Origin of the sequence: Arhodomonas sp. KWT2 (assembly GCF_041949875.1) — a bacterium.
GTDB classification, from domain to species: Bacteria; Pseudomonadota; Gammaproteobacteria; order Nitrococcales; family Nitrococcaceae; genus Arhodomonas; species Arhodomonas aquaeolei.
In genome coordinates this window covers 54,168-70,875 of sequence record NZ_JBHFPQ010000053.1, presented here as the reverse complement: position 1 = coordinate 70,875, position 16,708 = coordinate 54,168, and the positions used below count along the sequence as shown (strand labels likewise).

Sequence of the window (16,708 nt, the reverse complement as noted above, 5' to 3'; positions counted from 1 at the left end):
TGTCACTCAGTTGTGCCGGGCTGCGTAACCCCGCACGTCGGCGTATCGGAAGGCGGTGATATACTCCTGCTTCAGGCGCAGACTCAACCCCACGGCCCGGAACGGCAATAGTCTATGAGATCCCTGTTGCGCGTGTTGAAGTACGCCCTCGCCTCGGTCGCGGCGCTGGGGCTCGCCGGTGTGGTCACCGCCGCCGTCGGCTATTATCTCCTCGCCCCCGATCTGCCGCCGGTGGAGCGGCTGCGGGAGGTGGAGTTCCAGCAGCCCCTGCGCGTGTACACGCGGGACGGGGCGCTGATCGGGGAGTTCGGCAGTCAGCGGCGTATCCCGTTGCGTTACGGTGAGTTCCCTCCGAAGCTGATCAACGCCTTTATCGCCGCCGAGGACCAGCGCTTCTTCGAGCATCCGGGCGTGGACTACCAGGGCATCATGCGCGCGGTCTGGCACCTGGTGCGCACGGGTGAGAAGGGGCCGGGCGGCAGCACCATCACGATGCAGGTGGCGCGCAACTTCTTCCTCTCGCCGGAGCAGACCTACATCCGCAAGGCCCGCGAGATCCTCCTCGCCCTGGAGATCGACCGACTCCTCCCGAAGGAGGAGATCATGGCGCTGTATCTCAACAAGATCTATCTGGGCGAGGGCGCCTACGGGGCGGCCGCGGCCGCGCAGATCTACTACGGCCGCAAGCCCTCCGGGCTGACGCTCGCGGAGACGGCGATGATCGCCGGGCTGCCCAAGGCGCCGTCGGCCTGGAACCCGGTGGCGAACCCGGATCGCGCGGTGGAGCGGCGCAACTACGTCCTGCGCCGGATGCACGAGCAGGGCATGATCGACGACAGCGCCTACCGCGAGGCACGGCAGGCGCCGGTCACTGCCGAGGTCCATCGCGTGCGCCCCGAAGTGTCCGCGCCCTACGTGGCCGAGGCGGTGCGCCGGCGGCTGGTCCAGCGTTTCGGCGAGGAGGCCGCCTACACCCGCGGCTACCGGGTTTACACCACTATCAGTGCCGATCGCCAGCGGGCCGCGCAGAGCGCCTTGCGCAAGGCGCTGCACGGCTACGACGAGCGCCACGGCTGGCGCGGTCCGGCAGGACACTGGGAGCTCGGCGAGTCCCCGGACGCCGAGGCGTTGCGCGAGCGTCTGGATGACAACTATCCCGGTGTGGCCTCCCTGACCAACGCGGTGGTGACAGGGATCGGTGAGGATGCCGTGACCGTGGTCTCCGCCGACCGTGGGGAGGCGTGGCAGCTCCCGTTCGATGCGATGGCCTGGGCGCGGCCGTTCGTGAACCGCCAGGTCGTGGGTAAGAAGCCCGGCGGACCGGGGGATGTCCTTGAGCGCGGCGACGTCATCCGGGTGCGCGATACCGATGAAGGCCCCCGCCTCGCCCAGGTGCCCGAGGCCCAGGGGGCGCTGGTCTCGCTGCGCCCGGAGGACGGTGCGGTGGAGGCGCTGGTGGGCGGCTACGATTTCGGGCTGTCCAAGTTTAACCGTGTCCTCCAGGCCAGGCGTCAGCCCGGGTCCGCGTTCAAGCCGCTGATCTATTCCGCCGCCCTGGCAAACGGCTTCACGCCGGCGACGCTGGTCAACGATGCGCCGGTCGTCTTCCATGACCCGTCACTCGAGTCGACCTGGCGTCCGGAGAATTACAGCCAGAAGTTTTACGGGCCGACGCGCCTGCGCCAGGCGCTGATCCATTCGCGCAACCTGGTCTCCATCCGTGTCCTGCGCCGGGTGGGTATCGGCCCGGCGCTGGCGCATCTCGCGCGTTTCGGCCTCGACCCGGAGGCGCTGCCCCACAATCTGTCACTCGCGCTGGGCACCGCGAGCCTCACCCCGATGCAGCTCGCGCGCGCGTATACCGTGTTCTCCAACGGCGGCTACCTGGTGGACCCTTACCTCATCGACCGCGTGGAGAACGATGTCGGCGAGGTGGTCTACGAGCCGGTCCGGCTGCGCGTCTGCGACGACGGCTGCCCCAGCGGTCATGCCGTGACCGCCGAGGGGGCGGCGCGCTCCGCCGCCGACCAGGGCATGATGCAGACGGCGCTGGCGGACGTGATGCCGCTACCCGAGCGAACGCAGAGCATCCTGCCGGCACCGCGGGTGCTGCCCGCCGACAACGCCTGGCTGATAACCAGCATGATGCAGGACGTGATCCGTCAAGGCACCGGCCGTGGAGCCCTGGTGCTGGATCGCGACGACCTCTCCGGCAAGACCGGCACCACCAACGATCAGGTCGACGCCTGGTTCTCCGGCTTCAATCATTCCCTCGTGACCACCTCATGGGTGGGCTTCGACGAGTCCCGGCCGCTTGGCCGCGCGGAGACCGGTGCCCGGGCAGCGCTGCCGATGTGGATCGACTACATGGGGGCGGCCCTGGAGGGCGAGCCGTCCTCCACCCTTTCGCAACCCCCGGGGATCGTCAGTGTCGGCATCAACCCGGAGAGCGGGCTGGTCGCCCGGGAGGGCTCGGAATCGATGACCGAGTATTTCCGTGAGGGCAACGTGCCGGACCGCGAGCCGCCGAATGCCGGTGGTGGCTACGGTAGCACCGCGGACGGCTCGTCGAGCGGTTCTGGCGGTGGCAAGACACTGTTCTGAGTACGCCATGGTGAAACGACAGGCTACCCGCGCCGAACGCATGCGCGAGCGCCTGACCCAGGAGGCGGCCCGCATCATGGTCGAGCAGGGGGTCAAGGATTTCCAGCTCGCCAAGCGCAAGGCCGCTGAACGGCTGGGTGCGCCGGATACCCGTAACCTGCCGCAGAACCGCGAGATACAGGCGGCGGTGGAGGACTACCAGCGGCTGTTCGGCGGCGCGGCCCAGCGCAATCGCCTGCGTACGCTGCGCGAGGCGGCGCTGGAGGCGATGCGCTTTTTCGCCCGTTTTGAGCCGCGGCTGGTGGGCGGGGTGCTTGACGGTACGGCCGGCGAGTTCTCCGACGTGCACCTGCACGTGTTCGCGGACACGCCGGAGGAGCTGGTGCTCTTCCTGGTCGAGAACGACATCCCCTTCGACATCGACGAGCGGCGTTTCCGTTTCGGCGAGAGCTACGTCTTCCAGCCGGTCTACCGTTTCGCCGCGGGGGATGCGCGCTTCGATCTGACCCTGTTCGACCGCCGCGGGCTGCGCCAGGCCCCGAACAGCCACGTAGACGGCCAGGCGATGCGCCGGGCCGGTGTCGCCGAGCTCGAGCGCCTGCTCGCGGACCCGCCGGAGCCGGAGGCGCTGTAGCCGGGAGCGGGGCGCCCAAAAGAGAGAGGCCCGGCGGTGCCGGGCCTCTCGGACGGTCGTCCTGGACGTGGCCGGCGCTCAGGTGCGCCGGTGCAGCGGCACGTAGTCGCGTTTCGCCGCACCGGTGTAGAGCTGGCGCGGGCGGCCGATACGCTGCTCCGGATCGGCGACCATCTCCATCCACTGCGCGATCCAGCCCGGGGTCCGGCCCAGGGCGAAGAGCACCGTGAAGAACTCCGTGGGGATGCCCAGCGCGCGGTAGATGATCCCCGAGTAGAAGTCCACGTTGGGATAGAGCTTGCGCTCGACGAAGTAGTCGTCGGCCAGCGCGATCTCCTCGAGCTTCATCGCGAGCTCGAGCTGCGGGTCGCCGCCCATGCCGAGCTCCGCGAGCACGTCGTGGCAGGCCTTGCGGATCACGGTGGCGCGCGGGTCGTGGTTCTTGTAGACCCGGTGGCCGAAGCCCATGAGGCGGAACGGGTCGTCCTTGTCCTTGGCCTTCTCGATGAACTTCGGCACGTTCTTCACGTCGCCGATCTCCTCGAGCATGTTCAGCACCGCCTCGTTGGCGCCGCCGTGGGCGGGTCCCCACAGGGCCGCGCAGCCGGAGGCGATGGCGGCAAAGGGATTGGTGCCGGTGCTGCCGGCGAGCCGAACCGTGGAGGTGCTGGCGTTCTGCTCGTGGTCCGCGTGGAGGATGAGCAGCTGGTCCAGGGCCTTCTCCGCCACCGGGTTGATCTCGTAGTCCTCGGTGGGCCGGGCAAAGAGCATGTTCAGCAGGTTGCCCGTATAGGAGAGGTGGTTCTGCGGATAGACGAAGGGCTCGCCCATCATGTGCTTGAACGCCGCCGCGGCGATGGTCGGCATCTTGGCGATGATCCGGTGGGCGCACAGGGTGCGGTTCTCCGGGTCATTGATGTCGATGGTGTCGTGGTAGAACGCCGACAGGGAGCCGACCACGCCGGTGAGCATCGCCATCGGGTGGGCGTTGTAGTGAAAGCCGTTGAAGAAGTTCTTCAGGCTCTCGTTGACCATCGTGTGCCGGGTGATGGACTCGGAGAATCCCTCGAGCTCGCCCTGGCGCGGCAGCTCCCCGTTGAGCAGCAGGTAGGAGACCTCTAGGAACGAGCTCTGCTCGGCGAGCTGGTCGATCGGGTAGCCGCGGTAGAGCAGTGTCCCCTTGTCGCCGTCGATGAAGGTGATGTCGCTGCGGCAGCTGGCCGTGGAGGTGAAGCCGGGGTCGTAGGTGAACCGGCTGGTCTGCTGATACAGCGCCTTGATGTCGATCACGTCCGGACCATGGGTCCCCTCACGCACGGGGAAATCCACCTTCTCTCCCGTGCTGTTGTCGGTCAGCGTGACGGTCTTCTCGGACATGGATAGCACTCCTGATTGGTACGGCGCCCGGTGCTGCGGCTCGCTCCGCGTGAAACGCGGCGTCGCCCGCGCCGGCGCTGGACGCCGGTGTCCCGCATGTGGTGACGACTTCGCCCGGGGGCGCGTCGACGAGGCTCAACGACCGGCGCCGGCCGGCTCCCGTGGGGCTGAGGGATGAGGGCAGCGGCGGGCCGTCAGGACAGGGCCGCGGAGATACTATCAATAATCCCAATAAGCGGGAAGCTTAACCGCCAGATTAGGTGATGATCGCGGGGCGGGTACGAAAAAAAGGGGCGCCACCCTGGTGGCACCCCTTTCTCTCCGGGATCCGGAGGGCCGGCTTACTTGCCCTTGGCCATGTTTCCGTAGCGCTTGCGGAACTGGTCCACCCGGCCGCCGCTGGAGAGCACGCGCTGCTTGCCGGTGAAGAACGGATGGCTCTTGCTGGAGACCTCGACGCGGACCAGCGGATACTCCTGGCCGTCCTCCCAGGTGATCGTCTCCTCGGTCCGGACCGTGGAGCGGGTCTTGAACGCGAAATCCGCGGACGGGTCCTGGAAGACCACTTCGCGGTACTCGGGATGGATGTCCTTCTTCATGCCGTCACCTTGATCTTGCGCGTGGCCCCGGACTGCGACCCGGGGGTTGCGAGCCGATGGAAACGCGCGATGGTAGTCCATCCGTCACTCGGGGACAACCACCGTGCGGCGGTCAGCGCCGGCGGGAGGGGAAGGGGAGTATCCGGCCCGGCGGCCGTGGGGGCGCCGGTTCGCCTGCCAGGGCGTTGAGCCGTTCCGTGAGTCCGCCGGGGCCGGCAAAGCTGCGCCACATCATCCGGTGCAGACGCACGCAGGCGTCCACGGGGTTGGCTGCGCGCTCGCGCTCGCGGTCGATGCGCCACTGGAGGCGCCGCAGCCGCACGGTGCGCCGGCCCGGTAGTGCCATTATGGCCGCCTCCAGGGCCGCCCGCCGGCGGTGCTCGAAGGCCTCCGGCCGGCTGCGGGCCAGCTCGGCCCATTCGTCGAAATCGAAGCGCTCGCCGCCCATTCCGGAGCCCTCCCCTTATGATCCTCTCAGCGCTCCCTTCGGGCCGATGTGGGCGCCGATGCTGCGGCGTTACTCACCGCGCATGTCGCCCGGCTGCGCCGCGCGACTCGCGTCCCGCCCCATCGGCTGACGCATGACCGGGCCGCCGGGAAGACGTATCCCAAAAGATAGCAGCGGGGCGACAGGGCAAGGGCGGCGGCCCGGGCGGGGGTGACGGACGGCCGGGACGGCCCGCCCCAGCGGTGGCTGGGCGCGGCGCCGCAGGATTGGCATACTGGCCGGCCTTTACGCGGGGCCTCACGCACGGGAGTTGCCGACGATGTACATGGCGGTCAAGCACATCCATCTCACCACCGTAGCGATCACGCTCGCGCTGTTCCTGCTGCGCGGGGGCTGGATGATCGCGGGTTCAACGATGCTGCAGCGCCGCTGGGTGCGCATCCTGCCCCACGTCAACGATACGGTGCTGCTGATCAGCGCGCTGTGGCTGGCGATCTCCGTGTACAGCTACCCGATGGTGCCCCATGCGTGGATCACGGCGAAGATCGTGGGGCTGTTGGCCTACATCGCCCTCGGGACGATCGCACTCAAGCGCGGGCGGACCTTCGGCGTCCGGCTGACGGCGTTTGCGGGTGCGCTGGTGGTCTTCGCCTACATCGTGCACACGGCGCTGACACGCTCGCCCTGGCCATTCTGACGGCCGCCGGCTCAGTCGTCGTCGCGGGCGACGTCCACGCGTTCGGGCTGGCCGTCCGGGGTGAGCGCGAGCCGGAACTCGATGGGGCGGCAGCACACCTGGCAGTCCTCGATGTAGGTCTGGGCGCCCGCCGACCAGTCCACCAGGGTGGTCACGGGCTCGCCGCAGTAGGGGCACTCGATGGTGATCTCCTCGGTCATCGCGGTCATGAGGGCTCCGGCAGGAAGCAGGCGAGCAGGTCGTTGAGGAACAGCTGTCCGCGCTCCGTGGGGCGGAGCGTATCGGGGTCGTCCGCCATCAGCCCGAGGGCGACGGCGCGTCCGCGTCCGGACTCGAACGCCGACAGCGGCATTCCCGCGCGCTCGCAGGCGCTGCCGGCAGCGATCCCGTCCGGCAGGCGCATGGCGTTCATCATCAGCTCCAGCACCCGCTCGTCGTCGTTGAGGTCGCGCCAGGTGGCCGGGCCCCGCGTGGGCGCGCTCATGTACTGGCGCGGCATGTGATGGCGCTGGTAGCGCCGGATCGTGCCGTCGGCTAGGGTGAGCTTGCCGTGGGCGCCGGCGCCGATGGCGAGGTAGTCACCGAAGCGCCAGTAGTTGAGGTTGTGCCGGCACTCGTGCCCCGGCCGGGACCACGCGGACACCTCGTAGCGCCGGTAGCCCGCCTCGCGCAGGCGCGCGTGGACGCGCTCCTGGATGTCGAAGGCCGCGTCCTCGTCCGGCAACGCCGGCGGGCGCGCGGCGAACGCGGTGCCGGGCTCCAGGGTGAGCTGATAGCAGGACAGGTGCGGGGCGTCCAGCGCGATCAGTGCCCGGGCGTCCGCCTCGGCCGTCTCCGGCGTCTGCCCCGGCAGGGCGTACATGAGGTCGAGGTTGTGGCTGGCGAGCCCCGCGGCGGCAAGCTCGCGGGCGGCGGCGCGCGCCTCGTCCGGCCCGTGGATGCGCCCGAGCGTGTGCAGCTGGGCGGCGTCGAGGCTCTGTACGCCGAGGGAGACACGGGTCACGCCGGCCTCCCGGTAGGCGGCGAAGCGGCCGGTCTCGGCGGTACCGGGGTTCGCCTCCAGGGTGATCTCCGCCGTCGGGCTCAGCGCCAGGCGCTCGCCGAGGCCGGCGAGCAGCCGGCCGATGGCCTCCGGCGGGAACAGGCTTGGCGTGCCGCCGCCGATGAACACGGTCTCCACGCGCCGGCCGCCGGCGGCGACCGCCTCCTCGTCGGCGTCCCGCAGCAGCGCCGCCAGGTAGTCGTCCACCGGCAGCGTGCCGTGCAGGGGGTGGGAGTTGAAGTCGCAGTACGGGCACTTGCGCACGCACCAGGGTAGGTGGACGTAGAGCCCGAGGGGTGGTGGCGTCATTGCCCGAGGTACGCGCCCAGGCGTTCGCGCAGCGCCGCCAGGGCGCGGGCGCGATGGCTGTGGCGGTTCTTTGCCGATGCCTCGAGCTCGGCGGCGGTGGCGCCGAGTTCCGGGACGAAGAACAGCGGGTCGTAGCCGAAGCCGGCCTCGCCCCGCGGGGTCTCCAGGATCCGGCCCTCCCAGCTGCCCTCGCAGATCAGCGGGGTCGGGTCCCCGGCGTGGCGCATGCACACGACCACGCAGCGGAAGCGCGCGCGGCGCGCGGCCTCCGGGAGGTCGCAGAGCTCGTCGAGCAGGCGCTGGTTGTTGGCCGCGTCGTCGGCGTCCTCGCCGGCGAAGCGGGCCGAGCGCACGCCGGGGGCGCCGTCGAGCCCGTCCACCTCGAGGCCGGAGTCGTCGGCGATCGCCGGCCGCCCGGTGTGGGCGCAGGCATTGCGCGCCTTGATGATCGCGTTCTCGACGAAGGTGAGCCCGGTCTCCTCGGCCTCGGGGACGTAGTAGAACGACTGCGGCACCAGACGCACGCCCACCGGGGCGAGCAGCGCTTCGATCTCGCGGGCCTTGCCCGGGTTGTTGCTGGCCAGCACCAGCAGGGTGTCGTCGCTCATGGTCCGTGCGGCTCCCGTGGGTCCCGTTACTCGGCGAGGGCCTCGCGCTGGCCGTCGATGAGCGCCGCAATGCCCTTCTCCGCCAGGGCGAGCATGGCATCGAGCTCGTCGCGACGGAAGGCGTGGCCCTCAGCGGTGCCCTGGATCTCGATCAGCCCGCCGGCCTCGTTCATGACCACGTTCATGTCCGTCTCGGCGTCGGAGTCCTCGGCGTAGTCCAGGTCCAGCACCGGCTCGCCACGGTAGATGCCCACCGATACCGCCGCCACCTGGCCGACGAGCGGGTTGCGCCGCACGCGGCCGCTGCGGGCGAGCCCGCGCATGGCGTCCGCCAGGGCGACGTAGCCGCCGGTGATGGCCGCGGTGCGGGTGCCGCCGTCGGCCTGGATGACGTCGCAGTCGATCACCACCCGGCGCTCGCCCAGGGCCTCCAGGTCGACGCTGGCGCGCAGGGCACGGCCGATCAGCCGCTGGATCTCGATGGTGCGGCCCTGCTGGCGCCCGCGGGCGGCCTCGCGGTCGTTGCGGGTGCCGGTGGCGCGGGGCAGCATGCCGTACTCGGCGGTGACCCAGCCCTTGCCGCTGCCGCGCAGCCACGGCGGGATGCGCTCCTCGACCGAGGCGGTGCAGAGCACGCGGGTGTCGCCGAACTCCACCAGCACGGAGCCCTCGGCATGGCGGGTGAAGTTGCGGGTGAAGCGCACCGTGCGCCCTTCGTCGGGCTGGCGGCGACTCGGTCGCTGCATGGTCATCCCCTTGGGTCGGGTTGATTTGAAGGGTGGCAGAGCCTAACACACCCGGCTCCCGCAGCGGTTTTTTCCCGGGGGCGTAAGGGGTACCATTGATCGTTTAACGGTCAGTGGGGCAGCGGGCGATGATACGGAGCATGACCGCCTTCGCGCGACGGGATGCGGAGGGTGAATGGGGCAGCCTCACCTGGGAGCTGCGTACCGTCAATCACCGGTATCTCGATATCTCGCCACGCCTGCCGGAGGACCTGCGTTTCCTCGAGGGCGCGCTGCGCGAGCGCGTCGCCGCGCGGCTGTCGCGCGGCAAGGTGGAGGCGACCCTGCGCTACCGTCCGCCCAAGGGCGGCGGTGGCGAGCTCGCGATCGACTGGGGCTACACCGAGCAGGTGGTCGTGGCCTGCGAGCGTATCGCCGAGCGGCTCTCGGAGCCGGCGCCGGTCTCGCCGCTGGAGGTGCTCGGCATGCCGGGCGTGGTCGCCGAGACCGAGCGGGACCTGGAGCCCGTGGCGGCCGCGGCGCTGGCGCTCCTCGATGACGCGCTGGACGAGCTCGTGCGGGTGCGCGAGGGTGAGGGTGAACGGCTCTCCGCGGTGATCGCCGAGCGTGCCGCCGGCGTCGCCGAGCTGGCGCGCGTCGTGCGCGGCCGCCGCGAGGCGGTCAACCAGGAGGTGCGCGAGCGCCTGCAGCGGCGGCTGGACGACATCGCCGGAAACGCCGACCCGGGCCGGCTGGAGCAGGAGCTCGTCTACATCGCCCAGCGCATGGATGTCGACGAGGAGCTCGAGCGCCTGGATGCCCACGTCAGCGAGGTTCGCTCGGTGCTTGAGCGTGACGACCCGGTGGGGCGGCGTCTGGACTTCCTGATGCAGGAGCTCAACCGCGAGGCCAACACCCTGTCGTCGAAGTCCGGCGATGCCGAGACCACGCGCGCGGCGGTGGACATGAAGGTGCTCATCGAGCAGATGCGCGAGCAGGTGCAGAACATCGAGTAGCATGAGCGGAACGCTGTTCATCATCGCCGCGCCCTCGGGTGGCGGCAAGACGAGCCTGGTCCGGGCGTTGCGTGACGACGACCCGGCGATCGCCGTGTCCGTCTCCCACACGACCCGGCCGCGCCGCGAGGGCGAGACCGACGGCGAGGATTACCACTTCGTCGGCGAGGAGGACTTCGCGGCGCTGGTCGCGGACGGGGAGTTCCTGGAGCATGCGGAGGTGTTCGGCAACCGCTACGGGACCACCCGTACCGCGGTGGAGCGGGAGCTCGCCGCGGGGCGCGACGTCATCCTGGAGATCGACTGGCAGGGGGCCCGCCAGGTCCGCACGCTGATGCCGGGGACGGTCTCCATCTTCGTGCTGCCGCCCTCGCGCCGGGAGCTCGAGCGGCGCCTGCGTGGCCGCGGCCAGGACAGTGACGAGGTCATCGCCTCGCGCATGCGGGCCGCGGAGGCCGAGATGGCCCACTACCACGAGTTCGACTACCTCGTGATCAACGAGGTCTTCGATCACGCCCTCGCGGACCTTGCCGCGATCGTGCGCGCTGCGCGCCTGCGGCTGTCGCGTCAGCGCGTCCGGCATGCGGAGGCGATCGCGACGCTGCTGCCCGACGGGGGATGAAAGGGCTTTCTGCCGGCCCCGTCCGGGGGCTAGAATCGTTTCGTAATATATTGATTGACCGGTTAACGTTGGAGGTGCGCTGAATGGCGCGTGTGACCGTTGAAGACTGCCTCGAGCACGTCGAGAACCGTTTCGATCTCGTCCTGCTCGCCACCCGCCGGGCGCGTCAGCTCGAGCGGGGCCGCCAGCCGTTCGTCGACTGGGAGAACGACAAGCCCAGCGTTGTCGCCCTGCGTGAGATTGCCGAGGCACGCGTGAATGCGCAGATGCTGGACGCCCAGGAGGCCGAGGCCGCCGTGGAGTCCGCCGAGGCCGAGATCGAGCAGCGTGCCGGCGAGATCGAGCAGCAGCCGCCCGGCGAGTAACCGGGGAGTGCGTCCATGAGCAGCGGCGAGGCGGTGGTCGAGCGGAGCGTCGCGGCCGTTGATCCCGCCGCGCGTGCTGCCGATCTGTGCGCGACGCTGGAGTCCTACCTCTCGCCGGCGCAGATCAACCTCGTCTACGAGGCGTACCGCTTCGGCGCGGAGGCCCATCGCGGCCAGCGCCGGCTCTCCGGCGAGCCCTACATCACCCATCCGCTGGATGTCGCCAAGATCCTCGCGGGGATGCGGCTCGACACCGAGAGCCTGGTGGCGGCGATCCTCCACGACGTGATCGAGGACACGCCCACCGCCAAGGCGGAGCTCGCCGAGCGCTTCGGCGAGGAGGTCGCCGAGCTGGTGGACGGCGTCTCGAAGCTCACCCAGATCAACTTCAAGAGCAAGGCCGAGGCCCAGGCGGAGAACTTCCGCAAGATGGTGCTCGCGATGTCCCAGGACATCCGGGTCATCCTCATCAAGCTCGCCGACCGGCTCCACAACATGCGCACGATCTGGGTGATGCCGCCGCACAAGCGCTGGCGTATCGCCCGCGAGACCCTCGAGATCTATGCCCCGATCGCCCAGCGCCTGGGTATCAACACCCTGCGCGTCGAGCTCGACGAGCTCGGCTTCGCCGCGCTCTATCCCATGCGCTACCGGGTGCTCAAGGAGAAGGTCCGGCGCCAGCGGGGCAACCGCCGCGAGGTCATCTCCAAGGTCCGGGAGACCCTGGAGGAGCGCCTCGCCGAGGCGGGCATCGAGGGCCGGGTCGAGGGCCGCGAGAAGCACCTGTGGAGCATCTACCAGAAGATGCGCCACAAGCACGCGAGCTTCCACGACGTCTTCGACGTCTACGGCTTCCGCCTGATCGTCGGCGACGTGGACACCTGCTACCGCGTGCTCGGCGTGCTCCACCAGCTCTACAAGCCCTTGCCCGGGCGCATCAAGGACTACATCGCCATCCCCAAGGCGAATGGCTACCAGTCCCTGCACACGACGCTGCTCGGCCCCCGGCGCATGCGCATCGAGGTGCAGATCCGCACCGAGGAGATGGACAAGGTAGCCGAGGCCGGCATCGCCGCGCACTGGCTCTACAAGGAGGCGGAGCAGGCGAGCCACGTGGCGCACGCCCGGGCCCGCGAGTGGGTACGGGGGCTGCTGGAGATGCAGCGCGCGGCGGGCAACTCGCTGGAGTTCATCGAGAACGTCAAGATCGACCTGCTGCCGGACGAGATCTACGTGTTCACGCCCTCCGGAGACATCATGGAGCTGCCCCGCGGGGCGACCGTGGTGGACTTCGCCTACGGCGTGCACTCCGACATCGGCGACGCCTGCATCGCGGCCATGGTGGACCACCGCCTGACACCGCTGCGCACGCCGCTGGAGACCGGTCAGACCGTGGAGGTGATCACCGCCCCGGTGGCACGGCCGAACCCCGCGTGGCTGGACTTCGTGGTCACGGCCAAGGCGCGTACCGCCATCCGTCACAGCCTCAAGCGCCTGCGCGGCGCCGAGGCCGTCAGCCTCGGGCGGCGCCTGGTGAGCCAGGCCCTGCAGGCCTTCGAGATCGAGCTGGAGGACCTGGGCGAGGAGCGGGTCAATGCCGCACTGGCCTCGCTCGGCGCGCCCGACCTGGAGACCGTGCTGCGCGACGTGGGCCTCGGCCAGCGCATGCCCTGGCTGGTGGCCCAGCGTCTCTCCGGCCTGAACACCGAGGACGCCGGCGAGCGCCAGCGCCCGGGCAGCGGCTCGTTCACGGTGCGTGGCACCGAGGGTGCCGTGGTTACCTTCGCGCGCTGCTGCCGGCCGATCCCCGGCGATCCCATCGTCGGCTTCGTCAGCGCCGGCCGCGGCGTGGTGATCCATCACCGCGACTGCAACAACATCCGCGACTACCGTAACCACCCGGAGAAGTGGCTGGATGTGCAGTGGGACGAGTCGGTGGGGGGCGAGTTCCCGGTCACCCTCGCGGTGGACGTGGTCAACAAGCGCGGCGTGCTGGCGAGTGTCGCCGCCACCGTCTCCGAGCTGGACTCCAACATCGAGGCCGTGGACCAGGAGGAGAAGGAGGGGATGATCGCCACCATCCGCGTGACCATCTCCGTGCGTGATCGTGTCCACCTCGCCCGGATCATGCGCCGGCTGCGCGGGCTCAACTCGGTGCTGCGCATCAGCCGCCGCCGCGGGTGAGCCGCGGTGTTTGAGCCGGCGGCCCCACGCTGGCTATGCTTGCTTGCCCGTGGCGCGTTGCCGTGCCCACTATCCCGAACCAACGGAGTGACCCGATGTCCCGCGAGATCATCCATACCGACGACGCCCCGGCCGCCATCGGCCCGTATTCCCAGGCCGTGCGTATCGGCGACACCGTCTACCTCTCCGGCCAGATCCCCCTCGATCCCGAGTCCATGACCCTGGTCGAGGGCGGCTTCGAGACCCAGGCCCGGCAGGTGTTCGAGAACCTGCGCGCGGTCTGCCGCGCCGCCGGCGGTGACCTCGCGGATATCGCCAAGCTCAATATCTACCTCACCGACCTCGCCAACTTCGCCACCGTGAACGATCAGATGATGGCCTACTTCGCCGAGCCGTATCCGGCACGGGCGGCGATCGGCGTCGCCGCGCTGCCCAAGGGCGCGCAGGTGGAGATGGAGGGGATCCTGAGCCTCGCCGGCTGAACGCGCATGGCCGTGACAGGCCCGCTGGAGCGGCCGGTCACCGACCTGCCGCGGGTGGGGCCCCGGCTGGCCGAGCGCCTCGCCCGGCTGGGGCTGCACCGCGTTGGTGACCTGCTCTTCCATCTCCCGCTGCGCTACGAGGACCGCACCCGGGTGGTGCCCCTGGGCGAGCTGCGTCCGGGGCGTACCGGCCTGATCGAGGCCCGGGTAGCCCATGCCGCCGTGGTGCCCGGCCGTCGCCGGCGCCTGGTCTGCCGGGTGGAGGACGGCACCGGTGCCGCCGAGCTGGTCTTCTTCCACTTCCATGCCGCGCAGCAGCGCCGGCTTCAGCCGGGCACCCGCGTGCGCGCCTTCGGCGAGGGCCGTCCCGGGGCGGGCATGCTGCAGATGGTCCATCCGGAATGGGAGGTGATCACCGGCGACGCCCCGGCGCCGGTGGATGACGGTCTCACCCCCGTCTACCCGACCACGGAGGGTGTCACCCAGCCGACGCTGCGCCGGATCGTGGCCCACGCCCTGGATACCGGGGCGCGGGCGCTGCCCGAGCTGCTGCCGGATCGGCTGCGCGAGGCGCTGTCGCTGCCGCCCCTGGACGAGGCGCTGGCCATCATCCACCGGCCGCCGCCGGACACGTCGGTCGAGGCCCTGCTCGACGGCCGCCACCCCGCGGTGCGCCGGCTCGCCTTCGAGGAGCTGCTGGCCCATCGCCTCAGCCTCCTGCGCCTGCGCGAGGCCCATCGCCGGAGCCTGCCGGCGCCGCGGCTCACCGGCGACGGTGGGCTGCGCGAGGCCCTGCGGCAGGCCCTGCCGTTCGCGCTCACGGAGGCCCAGGAACGGGTCCTGGCCGAGGTGCTGGCGAATCTCGCCGAGCCGCAGGCCATGCTGCGGCTGGTCCAGGGCGATGTCGGCTCGGGCAAGACGGTGGTCGCCGCGCTCGCCGCACTCGCCGGGGTCGAGGCGGGCTGCCAGGCGGCGGTGATGGCGCCCACGGAGCTGCTCGCCGAGCAGCACTTCCGTGCCTTCCGTGACTGGCTGGCACCGCTCGGCGTGAGCGTGGACTACGTCTCCGGACGGCTGTCCGGGCGCGCCCGGCGGGACGCCCTGGCCGCGCTCGCTGATGGCACCACGCGGGTCGCCGTGGGCACCCACGCGCTGTTTCAGTCGGAGGTCGCGTTCCATGCCCTGGGACTGGTGATCATCGACGAGCAGCACCGCTTCGGCGTGCATCAGCGCTTGGCGCTGCGAAACAAGGGCGCGGACGGCGCCAGCCAGCCCCACCAGCTGATCATGACCGCCACGCCGATCCCGCGGACGCTGGCGATGACCGCCTATGCCGACCTGGACGTCTCGGTGATCGACGAGCTCCCGCCCGGGCGCCAGCCGGTGGCCACCGTGGCGGTGCCGGACACCCGCCGCGACGATGTCGTCCAGCGGGTGCGTGCCGCCTGCGCCGAGGGCCGGCAGGCGTACTGGGTCTGCACCCTGGTGGAGGAGTCCGAGGTGCTGGAGGCGGAGGCGGCCGAGGAGCGTGCGCGGCTGCTCGGCGAGGCCCTGCCGGACCTGCGCGTGGGGCTGGTCCACGGCCGGCTTACGGGCAGCGAGAAGGAGGCGGTGATGACCGCCTTCGAACACGGCGGGCTGGATCTGCTGGTGGCCACCACGGTGATCGAGGTGGGCGTGGACGTGCCCAACGCCTCGCTGATGATCATCGAGAACCCGGAGCGCCTGGGCCTGGCCCAGCTCCATCAGCTCCGCGGCCGGGTCGGCCGGGGCAGTGCCGCGAGCAGCTGCGTGCTTCTCTATCACGGCCCGCTCTCGGAGACCGCGAAGGCCCGGCTCGGGGTGCTGCGCGAGAGCGGCGACGGCTTCCGGATTGCCGCCCGGGACCTGGAGATACGTGGCCCGGGGGAGCTGCTCGGCACCCGCCAGACCGGCGCGATGGAGTACCGCATCGCAGACCTCGGGCGTGACGCGGACCTGCTGGACGACGTCCGCACAGCGGCGTCGCGGCTGTTCGCCGGGGACGCCGCTACCGTGCAGGCGCTGATTGAGCGCTGGGTGGGCGAGGGCGAGCGCTACGCCCAGGCGTGAGCAATCCGTTCAGGCGTCACGGATCTGAAAGGAGTCGAACAGCCGTTCTATAGGGTGTGCCCGGGTCGTCTCCAGCAGCCCGGTCACTCCGGGCGCGCCGTAGGCGGGATCGGTGGCGCCGGTCGCGCGGCAGGCCTGTAGCGTATAGTGCCGCACGCCGAGCCTGGCCAGCTCCCTGGCCAGGTGCAGTAGCCCATCCGGGCTGATCACAAGGGGGTGAACCGTGGTGCGGACTTCGTAGGTGACGCCGCTGCCGAGCAGATAGTCCAGGCTCTGCCGGGCTCGCTCGCCGCTGCCGGGCACGCCGGTGACCCGCTCGTAATCGCTGAACCGGGTCTTGACGTCGAATCCCACCCAGTCCACCTGCGGCAGCAGCCGGCGCAACCGCTGCGGATAGGCGCCGCCGGTGTGCAGACCCGTCTCGAAGCCCAGGGATCGGACCTCGGCGAGGGCGTGCGCAAGCCCCCGTTGGAGGGTCGGTTCGCCGCCGGAGAAGACCACGCCGTCCAGTAGCCCCCGGCGCTGGCGCAGGAACTCGCGCACCGACGGCCAGCCGATCGTCTCCGGACCCGTGGCCGGGATCAGGTGGGGGTTGTGGCAGTAGCCGCACGCCCAGGGGCAGCCCTGGCAGAACACCACGGCGGCGAGCCGTCCGGGCAGGTCCACCGCGGTCATGGGGACGAGGCCGGCCACCTGGAGGGCGGCCGGCGGTTTCCGGTCAGTCAAGATGCGTGCGCTCCTCGCGGAAGTGTCGCCGCTCACGGTGCTCGCCCCGCTTGCCGACGTTGAACGACGAAACCGGACGGTGGTAGCCCATGACGCGGGTCCATACCTCGCAGGGCTGACGCTCCTCGTCGCGGAGCGCCTCGTGGCTGTCGTGCTCGGGTCGTACTGTCGTCATGGCG

18 protein-coding genes are annotated in these 16,708 nt (G+C 70.4%); 9 read left to right on the top strand and 9 right to left on the bottom strand.

The features are described from left to right. Positions 1-132 precede the first annotated feature (132 nt). Together ACEZHJ_RS17895 and ACEZHJ_RS17890 are read left to right on the top strand one after the other, a co-directional pair. Positions 133-2,604, top strand: a complete 2,472-nt coding sequence (locus ACEZHJ_RS17895) for a penicillin-binding protein 1A (RefSeq protein WP_375036751.1) — start codon at positions 133-135, stop codon at positions 2,602-2,604. A gap of 7 nt (positions 2,605-2,611) precedes the next feature. Beyond that, complete coding sequence (locus ACEZHJ_RS17890) at positions 2,612-3,238, top strand: hypothetical protein (protein ID WP_163138805.1); 627 nt, start codon at positions 2,612-2,614, stop codon at positions 3,236-3,238. Between the two features lie 78 nt (positions 3,239-3,316). Here the strand turns inward: ACEZHJ_RS17890 and ACEZHJ_RS17885 are convergent, their stop codons facing one another. The 3 genes from ACEZHJ_RS17885 to ACEZHJ_RS17875 form a co-directional block, all read right to left on the bottom strand. Further along, positions 3,317-4,615, bottom strand: a complete 1,299-nt coding sequence (locus ACEZHJ_RS17885; RefSeq protein WP_163138804.1) for a citrate synthase — start codon at positions 4,613-4,615, stop codon at positions 3,317-3,319. A 341-nt stretch (positions 4,616-4,956) separates the two neighbouring features. Further along, positions 4,957-5,214 carry a type B 50S ribosomal protein L31 gene (locus tag ACEZHJ_RS17880; RefSeq protein ID WP_018718667.1) on the bottom strand — a complete coding sequence of 86 codons (258 nt, stop codon included), beginning with the start codon at positions 5,212-5,214 and terminating at the stop codon, positions 4,957-4,959. Between the two features lie 112 nt (positions 5,215-5,326). Continuing rightward, on the bottom strand, positions 5,327-5,662 hold the full coding sequence (locus ACEZHJ_RS17875; protein WP_163138803.1) for a DUF3135 domain-containing protein: 336 nt from the start codon (positions 5,660-5,662) through the stop codon (positions 5,327-5,329). Between the two features lie 319 nt (positions 5,663-5,981). Here ACEZHJ_RS17875 and ACEZHJ_RS17870 point away from each other — a divergent pair, with 319 nt between their 5' ends. Beyond that, entirely contained in the window at positions 5,982-6,359 is a 378-nt protein-coding gene (locus ACEZHJ_RS17870) for a SirB2 family protein (protein ID WP_018718669.1), read from the top strand. A gap of 11 nt (positions 6,360-6,370) precedes the next feature. Here the strand turns inward: ACEZHJ_RS17870 and ACEZHJ_RS17865 are convergent, their stop codons facing one another. Genes ACEZHJ_RS17865 through rph form a run of 4 tightly spaced genes read right to left on the bottom strand, consistent with a single transcriptional unit; the run spans position 6,371 to position 9,064 of the window. Beyond that, complete coding sequence (locus tag ACEZHJ_RS17865; RefSeq protein WP_018718670.1) at positions 6,371-6,568, bottom strand: CPXCG motif-containing cysteine-rich protein; 198 nt, start codon at positions 6,566-6,568, stop codon at positions 6,371-6,373. Further along, positions 6,565-7,710 (bottom strand): radical SAM family heme chaperone HemW, encoded by a 1,146-nt coding sequence (gene hemW / locus ACEZHJ_RS17860; RefSeq protein WP_163138802.1) that lies wholly within the window; start codon positions 7,708-7,710, stop codon positions 6,565-6,567. The genes ACEZHJ_RS17865 and hemW overlap by 4 nt, the downstream gene beginning before the upstream one ends. After that, on the bottom strand, positions 7,707-8,318 hold the full coding sequence (rdgB, locus tag ACEZHJ_RS17855) for an RdgB/HAM1 family non-canonical purine NTP pyrophosphatase (RefSeq protein WP_018718672.1): 612 nt from the start codon (positions 8,316-8,318) through the stop codon (positions 7,707-7,709). Before rdgB ends, hemW begins: the two co-directional genes overlap by 4 nt. A gap of 26 nt (positions 8,319-8,344) precedes the next feature. Beyond that, entirely contained in the window at positions 8,345-9,064 is a 720-nt protein-coding gene (rph, locus tag ACEZHJ_RS17850; RefSeq protein WP_018718673.1) for a ribonuclease PH, read from the bottom strand. Positions 9,065-9,204: 140 nt separating this feature from the next. On the opposite strand from rph, the gene ACEZHJ_RS17845 reads away from it, so the two are divergent. The 6 genes from ACEZHJ_RS17845 to recG all read left to right on the top strand — a co-directional run bounded on the left by ACEZHJ_RS17845 (position 9,205) and on the right by recG (position 15,803). Next, positions 9,205-10,059: a YicC/YloC family endoribonuclease gene (locus ACEZHJ_RS17845; protein WP_018718674.1), complete on the top strand. Its 855-nt coding sequence runs from the start codon at positions 9,205-9,207 to the stop codon at positions 10,057-10,059. Position 10,060: 1 nt separating this feature from the next. Continuing rightward, positions 10,061-10,681: a guanylate kinase gene (gene gmk, locus ACEZHJ_RS17840; protein WP_018718675.1), complete on the top strand. Its 621-nt coding sequence runs from the start codon at positions 10,061-10,063 to the stop codon at positions 10,679-10,681. A gap of 83 nt (positions 10,682-10,764) precedes the next feature. Next, positions 10,765-11,046, top strand: a complete 282-nt coding sequence (rpoZ, locus tag ACEZHJ_RS17835) for a DNA-directed RNA polymerase subunit omega (RefSeq protein WP_018718676.1) — start codon at positions 10,765-10,767, stop codon at positions 11,044-11,046. A 15-nt stretch (positions 11,047-11,061) separates the two neighbouring features. Next, positions 11,062-13,230 carry a bifunctional GTP diphosphokinase/guanosine-3',5'-bis pyrophosphate 3'-pyrophosphohydrolase gene (spoT, locus tag ACEZHJ_RS17830; protein ID WP_018718677.1) on the top strand — a complete coding sequence of 723 codons (2,169 nt, stop codon included), beginning with the start codon at positions 11,062-11,064 and terminating at the stop codon, positions 13,228-13,230. 95 nt (positions 13,231-13,325) lie between these two features. Further along, positions 13,326-13,712, top strand: a complete 387-nt coding sequence (locus ACEZHJ_RS17825; protein WP_018718678.1) for a RidA family protein — start codon at positions 13,326-13,328, stop codon at positions 13,710-13,712. A 6-nt stretch (positions 13,713-13,718) separates the two neighbouring features. After that, the gene (gene recG / locus ACEZHJ_RS17820; protein WP_375036749.1) at positions 13,719-15,803 is read left to right on the top strand and encodes an ATP-dependent DNA helicase RecG; all 2,085 of its coding nucleotides are present in this window, start codon (positions 13,719-13,721) and stop codon (positions 15,801-15,803) included. Positions 15,804-15,812: 9 nt separating this feature from the next. Here recG and ACEZHJ_RS17815 read toward each other — a convergent pair whose 3' ends face one another. Then, positions 15,813-16,529 carry an anaerobic ribonucleoside-triphosphate reductase activating protein gene (locus tag ACEZHJ_RS17815; RefSeq protein WP_018718680.1) on the bottom strand — a complete coding sequence of 239 codons (717 nt, stop codon included), beginning with the start codon at positions 16,527-16,529 and terminating at the stop codon, positions 15,813-15,815. Further along, a complete protein-coding gene (gene nrdD, locus ACEZHJ_RS17810) occupies positions 16,522-16,704 on the bottom strand; it encodes an anaerobic ribonucleoside-triphosphate reductase (protein ID WP_018718681.1) in 183 nt (60 codons plus the stop codon). The genes ACEZHJ_RS17815 and nrdD overlap by 8 nt, the downstream gene beginning before the upstream one ends. Positions 16,705-16,708 lie beyond the last annotated feature (4 nt).